The following is a 16,696-nucleotide window of genomic DNA, read 5'->3' on the forward strand; positions in this document are numbered from 1 at the left end:
GCTCGCCACCGAGCCGGACGGCAAGCGCTTCCTCTACTCCCCCCGGGTCGCCCGCGAGGCCTATGTCGGCAGCGAAAGCCGCCGGCTCGTCGACCGCCTGTTCGGCGGCCGGGCCGCGCCGCTCTTCGCGCATCTTGCCGAATCCGATGCGTTGACCGAAGATGACATTGCCGAGATCGAAGCCCTCCTGAAGGAGCTGAAGTCATGATCGAATGGCTTACCGATACGCTCGTGATGACCGGCGTGCTGATGGCGCTGGTGCTGCTCGTTCGCCGCCCGGTTTCGCGCTGGTTCGGTCCGGCCGCCGCCTATGCGCTTTGGGGCTTGCCGCTCCTGCGCCTGGTGCTGCCGCCGCTGGCCTTGCCGAGGGGGCTTTTCGCCAGACCGCAGATCGCCGTGGAGCCGATCACGGCGACGGCCCATGGGGTTCTGCCGCCTGCGTCGCCCATCGTCGAGACCGCTGTCACGGCAGTCCCTTCCGCCGCTATCCCGGTACAGGCCTCGGTTCCGGTCGAGCCCGGCCTGCTTGCGCAGATTCCCTGGTTTTCGGTGCTTGTCGCCGTCTGGCTGCTCGGGGCGGCGATCTTTCTCGTCCAGCGTCTGCGCAACTACCGGCTGATGCGCGCGGAACTGATGGCCGACGCCCGGCTCGTGGCCCATTCCGGCGATATCCGCATCGTCGAGACGTCGGCTGCCGCCTCGCCGCTCGCCTTCGGTGTCCGCGACAGGGTGGTCGCCCTGCCGCAAGGCTTCCTGGCGACCGTCGACTCGGAAAGCTCGGATTTCGCGATCGCCCATGAACTGGAGCATCACGCGGGCAACGACCTGCTGGCGCTGATCGTTCTCCAGCCGCTTTTCGCGCTGCACTGGTTCAATCCGATCGGCTGGGCGGCCTGGCGCGCCTTGCGGGCGGATCAGGAGGCGGCTTGCGACGCGCGCGTCATGACCGGCTGCAACCGCGATACGCGTGCCCGCTACGGCCGCGTGATCGCCTCTTTCGCGGCGGGAAGCCGCCTGACGCTCGCGGCACCGATCGCCGGTGCGCTGGCGGGAGAGAAGCCGATCATCCAACGCCTCAAGGCGCTGGCGACGCTCGAAGTCTCGCCTGCGCGGCGGGTGATGGCACGCAGCCTGTTCGCGTTCGCCGTCGTGGCGGTTCCCTGCACGGCTACGGTCACTTACGCGGCCATCGAGGAGCCGGAGGCGCCTGAAGCCCCGGCTGCCCCGCAAGCCGTCCCCGCTCCGATCGCTCCGGCCGCTCCAAGGGTGCCTTCGCGGTCTGACTGGCAGGACGTACCGGAAGTGCCGGAGCCTGCAGACGCGGCGGTCGCTCCCGAAACCCCCTGGGCGCCGACGCCGCCTACGCCGCCGCCCGCACCATCCGCGCATGTAAGCGAGGCGGACGTGCTGCCCGTGCCTCCGGCTCCACCAATGCCGCCGGAGCCTCCGGTCGCACCGTCACACGCTCGTGCCGAGTACGACCAAACCGCCAGGCGGTGGTCCCAGGATGCCCGGCGCATCGCGGCCGAAGCTCGGCGCAACGCGCCGCAAGTGGAACAATCGACCTCTTCGAACGGCAAGATCCAGACGATTCGCATCATCCGCAAGGACGGCGAGGGCGGGCCGAAGATCCAGCAGACGATCACGATCGACAGCACCTGCCCGGCGGATCGTGCGCGCGCCAACCGAGGTCCCGCTTCGACGACTTACGTCTGCACGGGCGTCCCCCGTGAGGCGCTGAATGCAGCGGCCCGGGCGATCGCTTCGGCCAAGGCGACGGTGGCTGCCAACCACGGGCTGGACGTCACGATCCGCAACCAGATCCTCGCGGAACTCGACAAGGAACTGGCGGACGCCCGCGCGGACATGCAGGGCGAAACGAACTGACGGTGGCCGGACTTGCCCATAGGGCAGTCCGGCCACGAACCTTCAGGGAACCTTCTGAACGACCGGCTGCGACGTATAAGCCACGCCGTCTTGCGTCGCGCCGCGTTCCGCCTTCGATGACTTCTGCTCGGCCTTTGCGTCGCTCTTCTTCGCGTTCTTCGTATCTTCCTCGTGCTGCTGAAGCGCCTTGGCCTGGATGATCGCGGGCGTTGCGGGGGAGGCGGGATAAGCGCAGCCGCGCTGGGCGCCGACACCCTTGAGGAAGCCGCGCCGGGCCACGCCCGCCTGGATCGCCGCGAGCACCGCGCGTTCCTGCGCATTGGCGCCGGATATCTCGCGAATCAGACCCCGGAAGGGGATGAACGATCCGACCACCCACTTCGCGACTTTGCCGGTGCTGACCCGGTCGCGGGCTTCCTGCGGCAGATCGAGATCGTCGCCGAGGATGCCGTCGAGTTCCTGCACCGCCGCGCCGAGCTGGCGGCACGACCGCAAGGACGTGAGATCGTAGGGCTTCTTGGTGGCGGCGATCAGCACCGGGGGGATTTCGGTCTTGTCGAGATTGAGGTCGGTCACCGGCGTCTTGGCCACGTCCATGGCATCCGGATCGTTATCGGTGATCGGCTTGTCCTGTCGCGCCTCGGCCGATGTGGCAGCGGCCAACGTCCCGGCCATGGCTGCAAGAATCAAGAAATGGCGCATCGTGTCCTCCTGAGTGCCCCTGGGCGGCGCGGTCGCACCCACGGGGAAGGAGGGAAGCGCCAGCCTCTAGAATGAATTACTGCTGGTTGAACGTGTCGCAGGCGTCCTCGTTCCCTGTTTCGAGGCCGCGCCGCAGCCATTCCATGCGCTGGGCGCTGGAGCCGTGGGTGAAGCTCTCGGGACTGACGCGCTGGCCGGCGTTCTTCATCAGGGTATCGTCGCCGATGGCGCTGGCGGCGGTGAGGCCTTCCTCCATGTCGCCGGGTTCGATGCGGTCCTTGTTGCGCCCGGCCCAGACCCCGGCATAGCAGTCCGCCTGAAGCTCCATGCGGACCTGAAGGGCATTGGCCTGCTGAGGGTTCTGACGCTGCGCGCGACGGACCTGGCCGTCCAGCCCGAGAAGATGCTGGATATGATGCCCGTACTCGTGGGCCACGACGTAATAGCGCGCGAAATCGCCCTTGGCGCCGAGCTTGCGGTCCATTTCGTCATAGAAGCTGGTATCGATGTAGATGCCCTGGTCGGCGGGGCAGTAGAACGGCCCCATGGCACTTTGCGCAGCGCCGCAGCCCGACTGGTCCGACCCGTTGTAGAAGTGCAGGTTCGGCTGCTCGAACGTGATGTTGGCCTTCTGGAACAGCGGCTGCCAGGTCGTGTTGAGCGAGGCCAACGCGTTGCAGGATTCCAGCGAATAGGCGTTCCGCCGACAGATAGAGGAGGCATCCTTGATCTGGCCGGGAAGCTGCTTCGGCGCAGGAGCCTGCTGCTGCTGGACGTTCTCCAGCGTGCCGAGCATCTGCCCCGGATCGACCCCGAAGACGAGCGCGCCGATCAGCACGATCACCAGCGACCCGCAGCCCAGCTTGCCGCCGGACCCGCCGGGGAAGCTGCGCCCGCCGCCCTGGCTGACGCGAATGTTGTCGGGATTGAAATCGTCGAGCCGCATCGCGTCTGATCCTTGGTCGAAAAGGCTGCCGGAGGCTGGGCATGGCGAGACTAGCCGCAGGCTTGAGGCTTGTTCAATCGAATTTGGTGCGGGGTTGTTCCGGCCCATCCCGGTCGGTTCGTTGCCTTGCGACCACAAATGCGACCGTCCGTTCGCAATTAAGCGAGAAATTGTAACAGCCCAGCGAAATCCGTCGTATAGGCTGAGGCACGATGCACAGGGGATTCACGGTAGGACTTGCACGCGCGGTCGGCGCGGTGACGCTCGGCGCGCTGCTTGTCAGCGGCAATCCCCTGTTCTCGGCAATCTCCCGCGCCGATCAGGAACTGGCCTCGCGCCTGCGGTCGCACATCGAAGTGCTGGCGAGCGACGATTTCGACGGACGGGAGCCGGGCACGGCGGGCGAGGCGAAGACCTTGCGCTACCTCGGCAAGCAGTGGTTCGATATCGGACTGGTTTCCGGAACCAACGATCCCGGCCACGAATGGTTCGCCCCGGTCACGCTCGTCGCCCGCGAGCCCGATTCCTCGGCGGCGCGGTTCCTGCGCAAGGGCGCGCGCTCGACGGTCTCGCCCGAAGGCGTGCTGGTGCTGACGTCGGGCAAGCGCAGCCTTGTGCGCAATGTGCCGATGCTGTTTCTCGGCAAGGGGCGCGGGCGGGACTATACCCGCAACGAACTGGCGGGCCGGGTCGCGGTCGTGCTCGACGGCGACACGCCAAGCGGAGAGCGCCAGAACGACCTGCTGGCGCTGGGCGCCTCGGCGGTGCTGACCGTGCTCGACGGGGATCGCAGTCTCGATCAGGTCGCGGCGCGGCGCAAGCGGACGGGCTACGCGCTTTCGGACGATACCCTGGGCGGCGATCTCGAAGCCTTCATCACCCGCGAGGCTATGGCTTCGCTGCTCAAGGGGACCTCGCGCTCGCTCGACAGTCTCGAAACCGCGGCGGCAAAGCCCGATTTCGTGCCGCTGGTGCTCGATGTGACCGCCTCGCTCGAAGCGACCACGCGTGAGACGACCATCCGCACCCACAACCTGATCGGCAAGCTGCCGGGCCGCCGGTCGGAATCCGGTGCAGTGCTGTTCCTGGCCCATTGGGACCACTTCGGCGAATGCGGCGAAGCGCCCGCCGAGGACGTGATCTGCAACGGCGCGATCGACAATGCCAGCGGCGTCGCGGCGCTGACCGAAGTGGCGCGGCGCCTCGCGCGCGGGCCGCAGCTCGACCGCGACGTCTATTTCCTGGCGACGACCGGCGAGGAACTCGGCCTGCTGGGCGCCCATGCCTTCGCGGAAAATCCGCCGTTGCCGCCGGGCCAGATCGTCGCCGCCTTCAATATCGATTCGATCGCGATCGCCCCCAAGGGCACGCCCTTCGCCATCGTCGGGCGCGGCATGACCGCGCTGGACGGGGAGATCGCCAAAGTCGCCAAGGCTGAGCGCTTCAAGCTGCGCGCCAATGACGATGCCAACGAATATCTGCGGCGGCAGGACGGCTGGGCACTGATCCAGCACGATATTCCCGCCGTCATGGTGACGACCGCCTATGGCGACATCGACCGCATGCGCGCCTTCTTCGACGGCGACTATCACCGCCCCAGCGACGATCTGGCGCATATGGCCCATCCGCTGGAACTGGGCGGTGCGGTGGACGACGTGAAGATGCTCACCGCGCTTGGCCGCTGGTTCGGCGACTTGCGGCGGGTGCCGACCAATCCGGTCGAGCCTGCGGCACCCGCGGGTGATCGCAAGCGCAAGTAACGTCTCCTATCGTCATTGCGAGCGCAGCGAAGCAATCCAGAGCCGCGTAAACCGCCCTGGATTGCTTCGCTGCGCTCGCAATGACGAGATGGGGGTAATGACGAAACAGGGCAGGGGTGAAACGGGGCAGGGCCGAAAGTGAGGGCACTATGCGGAAGCGGAGTTTCCGGATTTCCGCCGTTCGCCTCGTTTCGGTCCGGTACGAAAAGGCTCTAGCCCTGACGCCCCCCTTTGATTACATGGGCCGCCACGATTCTCCCCGGTAAAGGTTATGGTGGCGCTCATGGATATCCAGCTCGGACTTACTTTCGACGACGTACTGCTTCGTCCCGCGAAGTCCGACATCGTCCCCACCCAGGCCGATACCCGCACGCGCCTCACGCGCGGCATCTCGCTCAACATTCCCGTGATTTCCTCGGCGATGGACACCGTGACCGAGGCCGACATGGCGATCGTCATGGCCCAGCTCGGCGGCATCGGTGTGCTTCACCGCAACCTCACGATCGAGGAACAGTGCGCGGCGGTCCGCGCCGTGAAGCGCTTCGAGAGCGGCATGGTCGTCAACCCGATCACGATCTCGCCCGATGCCACGCTTGGGGAAGCGCAGGCGATCATGCTGGCCAACAAGATCAGCGGCATTCCGGTCGTGGAGAATTCGGGCAAGCTGGTCGGCATCCTGACCAACCGCGACGTGCGCTTCGCCGCCAACCCGGCGCAGCCCGTGCGCGAGCTGATGACCCATGAGCACCTCGCCACCGTCAAGGTCGGCGTGGATCAGGACGAGGCGCGCCGCCTGCTGCACGCCCGCCGGATCGAGAAGCTGCTGGTGGTCGACAACGACTTCCGCTGCGTCGGTCTCATCACCGTCAAGGACATCGAGAAGGCCGTCACTTACCCCGACGCCACCAAGGATGCTGCCGGCCGCCTGCGCGTCGCCGCTGCCACCACGGTGGGCGACAAGGGCTTCGCCCGCACCGAGGCGCTGCTGGCGGCCGAGTGCGATGTCGTCGTGATCGATACCGCCCACGGCCACAACAAGGACGTGGCGCTTGCGGTCGAGCGCGTGAAGAAGCTGTCGAACTCGGCGCAGGTCATCGCCGGCAACATCGCCACGGCCGAAGCGGCGCGCGCGCTGATCGACGCCGGTGCGGACTGCGTGAAGGTGGGCATCGGGCCCGGCTCGATCTGCACCACGCGCATCGTCGCCGGTGTCGGCGTGCCGCAGCTGACCGCCATCATGGATGCCGCCGAAGAGGCCGACAAGTCCGGCGTGCCGGTGATCGCCGACGGCGGTCTGCGCACCTCGGGCGACGCCGCCAAGGCGCTCGCTGCCGGTGCCTCGACCATCATGGTCGGTTCGATGCTGGCAGGTACCGAGGAAGCGCCGGGCGAGACCTTCCTCTACCAGGGCCGCGCCTACAAGTCGTACCGCGGCATGGGCTCGGTGGGCGCGATGGGCCGTGGTTCGGCCGACCGCTACTTCCAGGGCGACATCAAGGACCAGATGAAGCTGGTTCCCGAAGGCATCGAAGGCCAGGTCGCCTACAAGGGCCCGGCCAAGGACGTCATCCACCAGCTGGTGGGCGGCGTGAAGGCGGCCATGGGCTATACCGGCTCGGCCACCATCGAGGATCTGCGCAAGAACGCCCAGTTCGTCCGCATCACCAATGCCGGTCTGCGTGAGAGCCACGTCCATGACGTGACCATCACGCGCGAAGCGCCGAACTACCCGACGCGCTGATTTCGCCAGCGTCGAGGGCAGGGTTATGACGCCGGGTGCGCGCGTTCAGGCAGCGATCGAGGTTCTCGACCTCGTGATCGCGGCGGCGCGCGCCAATGGCGCACCTGCCGACCGGCTGATCGGGGACTGGTTCCGCACCCGCCGATTCGCGGGCAGCAAGGATCGGCGCGCGATCCGCGAACTCACTTATCGCGCGATCCGGGCCTGCGGCGAAGTGCCGGAGACCGGACGCGCGGCCATGCTGCGTGTGGCTGCGGAAGATCCGGAACTCGCGGCCTTGTTCGACGGGAACGGTCATGCGCCCGCTGCGATCGTTCCGGGCGAACCGGTGGCCGAAGCGGGCCTCGCGCCGCGCTGGCTGGTCGAGCGCTTTGCGGCAAGCGAGGTGCCGGAAGCCGATGCCCTGGCACTGCTCGACCGCGCGCCGCTCGACATTCGCGTCAATACCTTGCGCGGCGGACGGGTCGAACTGCCCGAAGGCGGCGCGCGTTCGGTGGCCGCGCATGGCTGGCGCTATCCGCCCGAAACCAGCATCGAACAGACCGACGCCTATGTCCACGGCGCCATCGAGGTGCAGGACACCGGCTCGCAGCTGACCTGCGAAGCCGTCGCCGCCCAGCCGGGCGAGACGGTGATCGATCTCTGCGCCGGGGCAGGGGGCAAGACGCTGGCGCTGGCCGCTGCCATGGAGAACGCCGGTACGCTGGTGGCCTGCGACGTGGACCGCACGCGCCTGTCCCGACTCGCGCCGCGTGCCGAACGGGCCGGAGCGACGGGAATCGAGACCGTCCTGCTCGATCCGAACAAGGAAGTGCAGGCGCTCCAGCGCTTTGCCCGTGCTGCCGATGCGGTGCTGGTCGATGCGCCCTGTTCGGGAACCGGCACCTGGCGCCGCAATCCCGAGGCGCGCTGGAGGCTTACCGAGGCGCAGCTGGCCCGCTACGTGACGGTGCAGGCGCGCCTGCTCGATATCGCCGCCGGTCTGGTGAAACCGGGTGGGCGGCTGGTCTTCGTGACCTGCTCGCTGCTCGACGAGGAAGGTGCGAACCAGGCGGAAGGCTTCCTGAAACGGAACCCCGGCTGGCAGGCGGTGACGCCGGTATTGCCCGCCGGAACCCCGCGCGGCCCCGGTCTCAGGCTCTCGCCGTGGCGGGACGGGACCGACGGCTTTTTCGTCGCGCGCTTCGAACGGCTGTGATAGCGTCCGTGTCATGATGAGGACGAAGCCCTCGGCCAAGGACATTTTGATGCGTTACACGCCTGTCGCGATTGCTCTTTCCCTTGTGGTCGCCGTTTCCTCCAGTGCTATCCTTTCCGCGCCGACCGCCGCGCTCGATCCGCGCGCGGCGACGCTGATGACCGAAGGACATGCGGCGATCGGCGCGGGGAACGTCAACGGCGCGATCGATGCTTTCGAGGCTGCGCTGACCGTCGAGCCGGGCAATGTCACCGTGCTTCTCGCGCTGGCCGACGCCACCCGCCAGCAGGGCCTTCAGGGCAAGGCGCTGCATTACTACCGCGTGGCGCTGACCAGCGATCCGCGCAACGTGGCGGCGCTGGCCGGGGAAGGCATGGCGCTTGCGGAAAAGGGCGCGAAGGACAAGGCCAGCCGCAACCTCGCGCGGCTCCAGACCCTCTGCGGCAAGGACTGCGCGGAATCCGAGGAACTCGCTGCAGCGATCGCCAAGGCCCCCACGACTCGCGTCATGACCGCCGACGCCACGGCACCGAAGCCGGTCGTTTCGGAAAACTGAGGTTGGTGGCTGGGCTTCGACAAGCTCAGCGTCCAGGCTGCTGAACTTTCTTCGTCATTGCGAGCGGAGCGAAGCAATCCAGAGTTGCGCAAAGCCGCTCTGGATTGCTTCGCTCCGCTCGCAATGACGAAACGTATCTTGAGGAGGACACCGGGAGGCAAGCGAGGGTATATCGAACCCTCGCAAATGGCCCCCAGCGCCCGGAAGGATCAGATCAGCGCGCGGAATTCTTCCAGCACGGTGCGGTAGACGCGCTTCTTGAACGGCACGATCAGGTCCGGCAGCAGCTCGGGATCGACCCACTTCCAGTCGCAGAATTCCGCAGGCTTGTGGGCTTCCAGATCGATGTCGCCGTCCTTGCCCTCGAAACGGGCGAGATACCAGGTCTGGCGCTGGCCGCGATACTTGCCCTTCCAGAGCTTGCCGATCAGTTCTTCCGGCAGGTCGTAGAGCAGCTCTTCCTTCGTGTGCGAGAGGATCGTGACATGCGCCTCGGTGGCGCCGGTCTCTTCCCATAGCTCGCGCAGGGCCGCGGCCTTCAGGTCTTCGCCATCGTCGACGCCGCCCTGGGGCATTTGCCACCAGTCGCCTTCCTTGGTGTCGATCCGCTTGCCGACGAAGACCTTGCCGTCGGAATTGACGAGCATGACGCCGACGCAGGGGCGGTAGGGGAGGGACGCGAAGTCTTTCATCGGTGAACGGGATTCCATGTTCGTTGGGAGAAGCGTGATTTCGGACAATCTGAGACGATGGCCGGAGCGCATGCCGGTAGAATGACCCAAGCCCGGACGCAATGCCAGCGCCATTTATGGTTCCCCGTTTACTAACCGAAGACAGCCCCCGGTTGTAAGTGAGGCGCGGTTTGCCGCGTCATGCGTTTTTCCATTTTGCAGCGGCAGATAGCGGGCCTAGTCTGCGCGAAGGGAAACAAGCTTCGTCGGCACAAGACCGGCGTTCCCTGGAGAGGACGATGATGGCGACAATCTCATCGGAATATGGCTCATCGGAACATGACGTATCGAGTCACGAGCAACGCGTGGCGGAAGCGGTCGTCGTGCGGTTCGCGGGCGATTCGGGCGATGGCATGCAGCTTACCGGGGGGCAGTTCACGCTCTCCACCGCGCTCGCCGGGAATGATCTGGCGACCTTCCCGGACTTTCCCGCCGAGATTCGCGCGCCGCAGGGCACTCTGTTCGGGGTCTCGGCCTTCCAGATCAACTTCGGATCCAGCGAGATCACCACGGCAGGCGACGCGCCGGACGTGCTCGTGGCGATGAACCCGGCGGCGCTGAAGACCAATATCCATGCGCTGAAGCCCGGCGGCATGGTCATCGTCGACACTGGCGAGTTCGGGAAGCGCAATCTCGAAAAGGCGAAGTACGCGGAGAACCCGCTGGAAGACGGCAGCCTCGCCAAGTGGGACGTGCTCGCCTTCGATATTTCCGCGCTGACGCTGGAGGCGGTGAAGCCGTTCGGCCTCGGCAACAAGGAGGCGCTGCGCTGCAAGAACATGTGGACGCTGGGTCTGGCGCTCTGGATGTTCGACCGCGACCGGCAGCCGCTGGTCGATTGGCTGAAGGCCAAGTTCGCGAAGAACCCGGTGCTGGCCGAGGCCAATATCGCCGCGCTCAATGCGGGACATGCCTATGGCGAGACGGCGGAGCTGTCCGGCCCGCTGCGCAAGCAGCACATCGATCCGGTCCCCAGCGAGCCGGGGCTGTACCGGACGGTGACGGGCGCCGAGGCGATTGCGCTGGGACTGGTCGCCGGGTGCCGGCTGGCCGGGCTGCCGATGTTCTTCGGCGGCTATCCCATCACTCCGGCTTCGGCGATCCTCCACCATCTGGTGAAGATGAAGGAATTCGGCGTCACCACGTTCCAGGCCGAGGACGAGATCGCCGCGATCTGCTCGGCGATCGGGGCGAGCTATGCCGGGCAGCTGGGCGTCACGTCCTCTTCAGGCCCCGGCATCGCGCTCAAGGGCGAGGGCATGGGGCTGGCGGTGATGACCGAACTGCCGCTGGTGATCGTCAATTCGCAGCGCGGCGGTCCTTCGACCGGCCTGCCGACCAAGACCGAGCAGTCGGACCTCTATCAGGCGGTCTACGGCCGCAACGGCGATGCTCCGCTGCCGGTGATCGCCGCGCGTTCCCCTGCTGATGCCTTCGAATGCGCGATCGAGGCCTGCCGCCTCGCCACGCAGTACATGACGCCGGTGATCCTGCTGACGGACGGCTATATCGGCAATGCCTCGGAGCCATGGAAGGTCCCCGATCCGGAGACTTTCGAGCCGTTTCCCGTCCCGTTTCTGGAGGAGAAGAACGGCGGGGACCGCGTGCTGCCCTACAAGCGCGACTCGCGCGGCGTGCGGCCTTGGATCAAGCCCGGCACGCCGGGTCTGATGCACCGTATCGGCGGCATCGAGAAGGCGGTGGACAGCGGAAACATCGACTATGCGCCGGACGTCCACCAGATCCAGACCGATGCCCGCAAGGCCCGGATCGACGGTATCGTGGAGACCATTCCGCCGCAGGAGGTCTGCCTCGGCGAAGCGCGGGGCACGCTGGTCGTGGTCGGCTGGGGTTCCACTTATGGGCCGATACACCAGGCCGTGCGCCGCGCCCGGCGCCGGGGACTGGCGGTGAGCCATGTCCATGTCCGCCACGTCTGGCCGCTGCCCGGCAACCTCGGCGAAGTGCTGGCCGGTTTCGACCATGTGCTCGTGCCGGAGATGAACACCGGGCAGTTCAAGACGGTGCTGCGCGACCGGTTCCTGATCGATGCGGTGCCCTTGAACAAGACCAGCGGCCAGCCTTTCGCGATCGCCGAACTGGAGGAGGCCATCGGCCGCTTCTTCGACCGGATCCCCGGTAACGAAGGCGGCGAGGTGGCGGTCAACGAGACCCAGCTTCCCGCGCCCGAAATCGAGCAGCCCTGAGAGCGAAAGAGCGCATCATGAACGACATGACCCCGATCGAGACCACGCTCAAGGACTGGGAAACCGACCAGGAAGTGCGCTGGTGCCCCGGCTGCGGCGACTATGCGATCCTGAAGGCGGTGCAGCGGACCCTGCCGATGCTGGGTGCGGACCCGAAGAACACCGTCTTCGTTTCCGGGATCGGCTGTTCGAGCCGATTCCCCTACTATGTCGAAAGCTACGGCTTCCACTCGATCCACGGCCGCGCGCCGGCGGTGGCGACGGGCATCAAGTTGGCCAATCCGCAGCTCGACGTCTGGCTGGTGACCGGCGACGGCGACGGCATGTCGATCGGCGGCAACCACACGATGCATGTGCTGCGGCGCAATCTCGATTGCCAGATCCTGCTGTTCAACAACGAGATCTACGGTCTGACGAAAGGCCAGTACTCGCCGACCAGCCGCACCGGCACGCCGTCACCGACTTCTCCTGCCGGGTCGGTCGATCGCCCTGCCAGTCCCTGCGCCTTCGCGCTCGGTTCGGGCGCGCGCTTCGTCGCGCGGGGATACGATGTCTCCAAGGACCTGCCGGACGTGCTGAAAGCCGCCTACCTGCATAAGGGCGCGGCCTTCATCGAGATCTTTCAGAACTGCATCGTCTACAACAAGGACCGCTTCGACGACTTCACCGACAAGGCCGTGGCGGCAGACCGGCAGGTACAGTGCCGCGACGGCGAACCGCTGCTCTTCGCCAAGGGCACAATGGGCCTTGCGCTCGATCTGGAAAGGCTCTCGCTCAAGGTCGTGGATGTCGTCGAGGGAGACTGGCAGGCGGCGGGCGTGCTGGTGCACAATGTCCGCAATCGCGCGCTGGCGCATATGCTGGTGGAGATGCCCTTCGGTCCGTTCCCGATGGCGCTCGGCGTCATTTACGACGATCCGGCGCCGACTTTCGAAAGCGCCGTTATCGCCGAGCGGGAAGGGCTGATCGCGGGCAAGAGCGCCGATCTCGGCAAGCTGCTGGCGCTGGGCCAGACCTGGACGGTCAGCTGACCTTTTCCGGACCGGTGAGTTCGTCGGCGGCATGGACCACCGTTGCAGCGGGGCGATAGAGCAGGGCGCTGGCGAGGAAGGCCCATCCGGCACCGCCCAGCCATCCGGCCATGACGTCGCTCGGCCAGTGGACGCCTAGCCAGACGCGGCTCCAGGCGATGGCGAGGCTCAGCAGCATGGCTCCGGCAACGAGCGTATGCCGCACCGAGGCGCGCGGGCTGAGCGCGGCGAAGGCGAGCGCGAAGGCGATGTAGGACGAGGCGGCGTTGAAGCTGTGGCCGCTGGGAAAGCTGGCCCCTCCGGCCTCGGTAAGGTGCGGCACGATCTCCGGGCGCGGGCGGCCGAACACGGCTTTGAAGGCGACGTTCACGAGGCTGGCGCTGAGCACGGTCAGGGCCAGCAGCACGCCCTCCCGGCGGCAGCGCAGCCAGAACAGCGCAACCACCGCGAAGATCGTGTAGAGCTTGAGCTGCAGGAACCCGCCCATCGCAGTGAGGTCGCGCACCCATTCGAGCAGCCAGGTCGGGCCGAGCGGTCGCAAGTCGTGGGCACGCCAGAACAGCAGGCCCAGCCGATCGAACTGGGCGGTGCGGCCTGCGGGCATGGCCCAGGCGAAAGCCGCGAAGCCGGTCCAGCAGGCGAGCGCGGCGATCAAGGCCTTGCGCGGATCGATACGATGGCGAGGCTTGCGGGGGCTTTCGGAAGAGACCGGCATTGGCTTAGGGAACGAGCATGAGTGAAAAGCGTTCCGGCAGCATGAATTCCCCTGTCATCGTCTGGCTGCGGCGCGACTTGCGCCTGTCGGACCAGCCTGCCATCGCCGAAGCCGCCCGCCAAGGCCCTGTCGTTCCTGTCTATGTGCTCGACGACGAGACCCCCAAACATCGCCGGATGGGCGGGGCTTCGCGCTGGTGGCTGCACCATTCGCTGCAAAGCCTCGATGCGGCGCTGCGGGAGAAGGGCTCGCGCCTGATCCTGCGAAAGGGAAGCAGCGAGGACGTGCTGAAGGCCGTGGCGGAGGAAGTGGGCGCGCGCTCGGTCCATGCTCTGCATCACTATGAGCCGTGGTGGCGCAATGCCGAGAAGGCGGTCGGCAAAGTGCTCGACCTGCACCTCCATCACGGCAATTACCTCGCGCCGCCGGGATCGGTGCTGAATGGATCCGGACGGCCTTACAAGATCTACACGCCGTTCTGGCGGGCGCTGCACGAGCGGCTCCCGCCTGTCGAACCGCACCCGCGTCCGCACCGGATCGAGGCGCCTGCCAGCTGGCCCGGCTCGGACGATCTGGCCGAGTGGAACCTGATCCCCACCAAGCCCGACTGGGCGGGCGGCATGCGCGACATGTGGGAGCCGGGCGAGGAAGGCGCAAAGAAGCGCCTCCACGCCTTCGTCGACGAAGCCTCGGCCTATGAAGCGCAGCGCAACCTGCCGTCGGTCGAGGGCACTTCGTTTCTCTCGCCGCATCTGCACTTCGGCGAGATCTCTCCTTCGCAGGTCTGGCATGCCGTCGCCGACGCGGGCGGTTCGGTGGAGACTTTCCTCGGCGAACTGGGCTGGCGAGACTATGCGCAGAACGTGATCCTGCAATTGCCGGAGTACGGCGCGCGTTCCGCCAAGGAGGACTTCGCGCACCTGCACTGGCGCTCCGGGCAGCAGGCCGAGTCGGACCTGAAGGCATGGCAGCGAGGGCGCACCGGATATCCCATCGTCGATGCCGGGATGCGCCAGCTCTGGCACACCGGCTGGATGCACAATCGCGTGCGGATGATCGCCGCCAGTTTCCTCATCAAGCACCTGCTGATCGACTGGCGCGAGGGTGAGCAGTGGTTCTGGGATACGCTGGTCGATGCCGACTACGGCTCCAACGCGGTGAACTGGCAATGGTCGGCGGGATCGGGCGTGGACGCGCAGATGTTCGTGCGGATCATGGCGCCGCTCACCCAGTCGGAGAAGTTCGATGCCGCCGCCTATATCCGCGAATGGGTGCCGGAACTCGCCGATGTGAGCGATGCGGAAATACACGATCCCTCGCCGGGGCATCGCCCGCGGGGTTACCCCGCCCGACTGGTCGAACACCGTGCCGGAAGAGAGCGGGCGCTGGCCGCCTGGGCTAAATCCAAAGTCAAATGAGTTGCCGCCTAAGGGTCCTCCTAAGCGCCCCCTAAGCGGTTGCCCGGAGGCGATTTACGGATAATATTCGGGACATGAACGCAGAGGCGCCAGGCAGGGGAGAGGAGCTGGTCGAAGGCGGCCGCTCCATCGGCGTCGGCCCGCAATGGCTGGCGAAGTTCTGGTCCGGCGGGGTCTCGCGGGTGCTCGATCGCATCGATGCGGGGCTCCATCGCGGCTCGATCGAGACCATATTGCCCGATGGCGAGACCCGGCTGCTCGGCGGACGAGGCCCCGGATTCGCGGCGACCGTGCATATCCGCAGTTGGCGGGCGCTGCTGCGGCTGGCGACGGCGGGGTCGGTCGGCTGGTATCAGGCCTGGGAAGCAGGCGAGTGGGATAGCCCGGACCCGGTGCCGATCTTTGCCCTGTTCATGGAAAATGCCGTCAGCCTTGGCAATGTCGGCCGCGCTCAGGGGCCGTGGCGGGCCATCGCGCGGTTCCTGCACTGGCTTCACCGCAATACGCGCTCGGGTTCGTTGCGGAACATCCATGCCCACTACGACCTCGGCAACGATTTCTACGAGCAGTGGCTGGGCGAGACGATGCTTTATTCCAGCGGCATCTTCCCGCGTCCTGACGGCGGCCCCAATGCGCTCAGCCAGTTCGTGACCGAACTCGACGTGGCGCAGTCCAACAAGATCGGCGCCATCGCGCATCGGCTTGCGCTCCCCGAAGGAGGGCGGGTGCTGGAGATCGGCTGCGGCTGGGGTACGCTTTCGGCGTTCCTGGCCGAGACCGAAGGCGCGCGGATCGATGCCATCAGCCTGTCCGACGAACAGCTCGCCTATGCCCGCCACCGCTGGAACGGGCGGGTGGAAGGCGCAGGGGGACGCGTCGATTTCCTCAAGCAGGACTACCGCGATGTGACCGGCGCCTACGATGCCATCGCCTCGGTGGAGATGGTGGAAGCGGTCGGGCGCCGGTTCTGGCCCGATTTCCTCGACTGCGTGGCGCGCAATCTCAAGTCCGGCGGCCGGGCGGCGATTCAGTACATCGCCATGCGCAGCGAAATCTTCGAGGCCTATTCCCGCAGCGCGGACTTCATCCAGACCTTCATCTTCCCCGGCGGCCTGCTGATCCACGAGCCGGAATTCCGCCGTCTGGCCGAGGAACGGGGACTCTCGTGGGAAGACCGGCACGGGTTCGGGCAGGACTACGCCCGTACCCTCCACGCATGGCGGCACAATTTCGACGCGGCGGTCAAGGAAGGGCGGCTGCCCGCCGGATTCGACGAGCGCTTCGTGCGCCTATGGCGCTTCTACCTGATGTACTGCGAGGGCGGCTTCAGGGGTGGCGGCATCGACGTGGCGCAGGTCACGCTGGTGAAGGCTTAGGGCAGTTTCCGATCGCGCAGTTCGCGGCGCCATTGTTCGAGCACATTGTCGAGGATGATCGGGTTCAGCAATTGCTCGAAGGCGCAGCCGACCAGGCCGTCTTCCCACCAGACCACGCGGGCGGGCAGGGCTTCCATGCCGGGCAGGGTGAGCCAGCAATAGGTCCCCGGATGGATGCGGCTGATCGCCGTGGCCGAGAACCCGGAAAGCGAGAGATCGCGCACCGCGGTCTGGAATCCCTTGGTTCCGGAGGCCCGGAAACCGGCGGGAATAGAGATGCGCTGGCGAACCGCGCTGCGGTCCTCCTGGGCGGCGAGTTCGTAGATGTCCCGCGGGGCTTTCGTCATCATTTTCCCGAGACCCCCTTTCCTGAAAATCTTGCCTGAAACGGGCGACATACGCGCCGACCATGGCAGGAAATCAGGAAT

At 66.5% G+C, this 16,696-nt stretch carries 15 protein-coding genes; 10 read left to right on the forward strand and 5 right to left on the reverse strand.

Annotation, left to right across the window (positions count from 1 at the left end; genetic code table 11):
- Together V7066_RS13310 and V7066_RS13315 are read left to right on the forward strand one after the other, a co-directional pair.
- A partial coding sequence (locus V7066_RS13310) for a BlaI/MecI/CopY family transcriptional regulator (RefSeq protein WP_334183528.1) occupies positions 1-208 on the forward strand: 208 nt, incomplete at its 5' end.
- Complete coding sequence (locus V7066_RS13315) at positions 205-1,887, forward strand: M56 family metallopeptidase (RefSeq protein ID WP_334183529.1); 1,683 nt, start codon at positions 205-207, stop codon at positions 1,885-1,887. The genes V7066_RS13310 and V7066_RS13315, both read left to right, overlap by 4 nt.
- Before the next feature lie 42 nt (positions 1,888-1,929).
- Here V7066_RS13315 and V7066_RS13320 read toward each other — a convergent pair whose 3' ends face one another.
- Together V7066_RS13320 and ypfJ are read right to left on the reverse strand one after the other, a co-directional pair.
- A complete protein-coding gene (locus V7066_RS13320) occupies positions 1,930-2,589 on the reverse strand; it encodes a hypothetical protein (protein WP_334183530.1) in 660 nt (219 codons plus the stop codon).
- 76 nt (positions 2,590-2,665) lie between these two features.
- Positions 2,666-3,535 carry a KPN_02809 family neutral zinc metallopeptidase gene (ypfJ, locus tag V7066_RS13325; RefSeq protein ID WP_334183531.1) on the reverse strand — a complete coding sequence of 290 codons (870 nt, stop codon included), beginning with the start codon at positions 3,533-3,535 and terminating at the stop codon, positions 2,666-2,668.
- Positions 3,536-3,747: 212 nt separating this feature from the next.
- Between ypfJ and V7066_RS13330 the strand changes: the two genes are divergently transcribed.
- The 4 genes from V7066_RS13330 (at position 3,748) to V7066_RS13345 (ending at position 8,790) form a co-directional block, all read left to right on the forward strand.
- Positions 3,748-5,295 (forward strand): M28 family peptidase, encoded by a 1,548-nt coding sequence (locus V7066_RS13330; protein WP_334183532.1) that lies wholly within the window; start codon positions 3,748-3,750, stop codon positions 5,293-5,295.
- A gap of 283 nt (positions 5,296-5,578) precedes the next feature.
- Complete coding sequence (gene guaB / locus V7066_RS13335; RefSeq protein ID WP_334183533.1) at positions 5,579-7,036, forward strand: IMP dehydrogenase; 1,458 nt, start codon at positions 5,579-5,581, stop codon at positions 7,034-7,036.
- A gap of 25 nt (positions 7,037-7,061) precedes the next feature.
- A complete protein-coding gene (locus tag V7066_RS13340) occupies positions 7,062-8,234 on the forward strand; it encodes an RsmB/NOP family class I SAM-dependent RNA methyltransferase (RefSeq protein WP_334183534.1) in 1,173 nt (390 codons plus the stop codon).
- 49 nt (positions 8,235-8,283) lie between these two features.
- The gene (locus tag V7066_RS13345) at positions 8,284-8,790 is read left to right on the forward strand and encodes a tetratricopeptide repeat protein (RefSeq protein ID WP_334183535.1); all 507 of its coding nucleotides are present in this window, start codon (positions 8,284-8,286) and stop codon (positions 8,788-8,790) included.
- 209 nt (positions 8,791-8,999) lie between these two features.
- Here the strand turns inward: V7066_RS13345 and V7066_RS13350 are convergent, their stop codons facing one another.
- A complete protein-coding gene (locus tag V7066_RS13350; RefSeq protein ID WP_334183536.1) occupies positions 9,000-9,482 on the reverse strand; it encodes an RNA pyrophosphohydrolase in 483 nt (160 codons plus the stop codon).
- Positions 9,483-9,760: 278 nt separating this feature from the next.
- Here V7066_RS13350 and V7066_RS13355 point away from each other — a divergent pair, with 278 nt between their 5' ends.
- Complete coding sequence (locus tag V7066_RS13355) at positions 9,761-11,728, forward strand: 2-oxoacid:acceptor oxidoreductase subunit alpha (protein ID WP_442947328.1); 1,968 nt, start codon at positions 9,761-9,763, stop codon at positions 11,726-11,728.
- A gap of 17 nt (positions 11,729-11,745) precedes the next feature.
- A complete protein-coding gene (locus V7066_RS13360) occupies positions 11,746-12,759 on the forward strand; it encodes a 2-oxoacid:ferredoxin oxidoreductase subunit beta (protein ID WP_334183537.1) in 1,014 nt (337 codons plus the stop codon).
- Here V7066_RS13360 and V7066_RS13365 read toward each other — a convergent pair.
- Complete coding sequence (locus V7066_RS13365; RefSeq protein ID WP_334183538.1) at positions 12,752-13,474, reverse strand: phosphatase PAP2 family protein; 723 nt, start codon at positions 13,472-13,474, stop codon at positions 12,752-12,754. The two genes, V7066_RS13360 and V7066_RS13365, sit on opposite strands and share 8 nt — an antisense overlap.
- Positions 13,475-13,515: 41 nt before the next feature.
- On the opposite strand from V7066_RS13365, the gene V7066_RS13370 reads away from it, so the two are divergent.
- Both V7066_RS13370 and V7066_RS13375 read left to right on the forward strand, forming a co-directional pair.
- Positions 13,516-14,892: a cryptochrome/photolyase family protein gene (locus V7066_RS13370; RefSeq protein WP_334183652.1), complete on the forward strand. Its 1,377-nt coding sequence runs from the start codon at positions 13,516-13,518 to the stop codon at positions 14,890-14,892.
- A gap of 74 nt (positions 14,893-14,966) precedes the next feature.
- Positions 14,967-16,268, forward strand: a complete 1,302-nt coding sequence (locus tag V7066_RS13375; protein ID WP_334183539.1) for a cyclopropane-fatty-acyl-phospholipid synthase family protein — start codon at positions 14,967-14,969, stop codon at positions 16,266-16,268.
- On the opposite strand, the gene V7066_RS13380 is transcribed toward V7066_RS13375, so the two are convergent.
- A complete protein-coding gene (locus V7066_RS13380; protein ID WP_334183653.1) occupies positions 16,265-16,615 on the reverse strand; it encodes a PilZ domain-containing protein in 351 nt (116 codons plus the stop codon). The two genes, V7066_RS13375 and V7066_RS13380, sit on opposite strands and share 4 nt — an antisense overlap.
- Positions 16,616-16,696 lie beyond the last annotated feature (81 nt).

This window comes from Novosphingobium sp. (assembly GCF_036820275.1).
In the GTDB taxonomy this organism is placed as follows: Bacteria; Pseudomonadota; Alphaproteobacteria; order Sphingomonadales; family Sphingomonadaceae; genus Novosphingobium.

Coding starts and splice junctions, on each gene's coding strand:
- V7066_RS13315 (WP_334183529.1), top strand. CDS start 205: ATGATCGAATGGCTTACCGATACGCTCGTGATGACCGGCGTGCTGATG.
- V7066_RS13320 (WP_334183530.1), bottom strand. CDS start 2,589: ATGCGCCATTTCTTGATTCTTGCAGCCATGGCCGGGACGTTGGCCGCT.
- ypfJ (WP_334183531.1), bottom strand. CDS start 3,535: ATGCGGCTCGACGATTTCAATCCCGACAACATTCGCGTCAGCCAGGGC.
- V7066_RS13330 (WP_334183532.1), top strand. CDS start 3,748: ATGCACAGGGGATTCACGGTAGGACTTGCACGCGCGGTCGGCGCGGTG.
- guaB (WP_334183533.1), top strand. CDS start 5,579: ATGGATATCCAGCTCGGACTTACTTTCGACGACGTACTGCTTCGTCCC.
- V7066_RS13340 (WP_334183534.1), top strand. CDS start 7,062: ATGACGCCGGGTGCGCGCGTTCAGGCAGCGATCGAGGTTCTCGACCTC.
- V7066_RS13345 (WP_334183535.1), top strand. CDS start 8,284: ATGCGTTACACGCCTGTCGCGATTGCTCTTTCCCTTGTGGTCGCCGTT.
- V7066_RS13350 (WP_334183536.1), bottom strand. CDS start 9,482: ATGAAAGACTTCGCGTCCCTCCCCTACCGCCCCTGCGTCGGCGTCATG.
- V7066_RS13355 (WP_442947328.1), top strand. CDS start 9,761: ATGATGGCGACAATCTCATCGGAATATGGCTCATCGGAACATGACGTA.
- V7066_RS13360 (WP_334183537.1), top strand. CDS start 11,746: ATGAACGACATGACCCCGATCGAGACCACGCTCAAGGACTGGGAAACC.
- V7066_RS13365 (WP_334183538.1), bottom strand. CDS start 13,474: ATGCCGGTCTCTTCCGAAAGCCCCCGCAAGCCTCGCCATCGTATCGAT.
- V7066_RS13370 (WP_334183652.1), top strand. CDS start 13,516: ATGAATTCCCCTGTCATCGTCTGGCTGCGGCGCGACTTGCGCCTGTCG.
- V7066_RS13375 (WP_334183539.1), top strand. CDS start 14,967: ATGAACGCAGAGGCGCCAGGCAGGGGAGAGGAGCTGGTCGAAGGCGGC.
- V7066_RS13380 (WP_334183653.1), bottom strand. CDS start 16,615: ATGACGAAAGCCCCGCGGGACATCTACGAACTCGCCGCCCAGGAGGAC.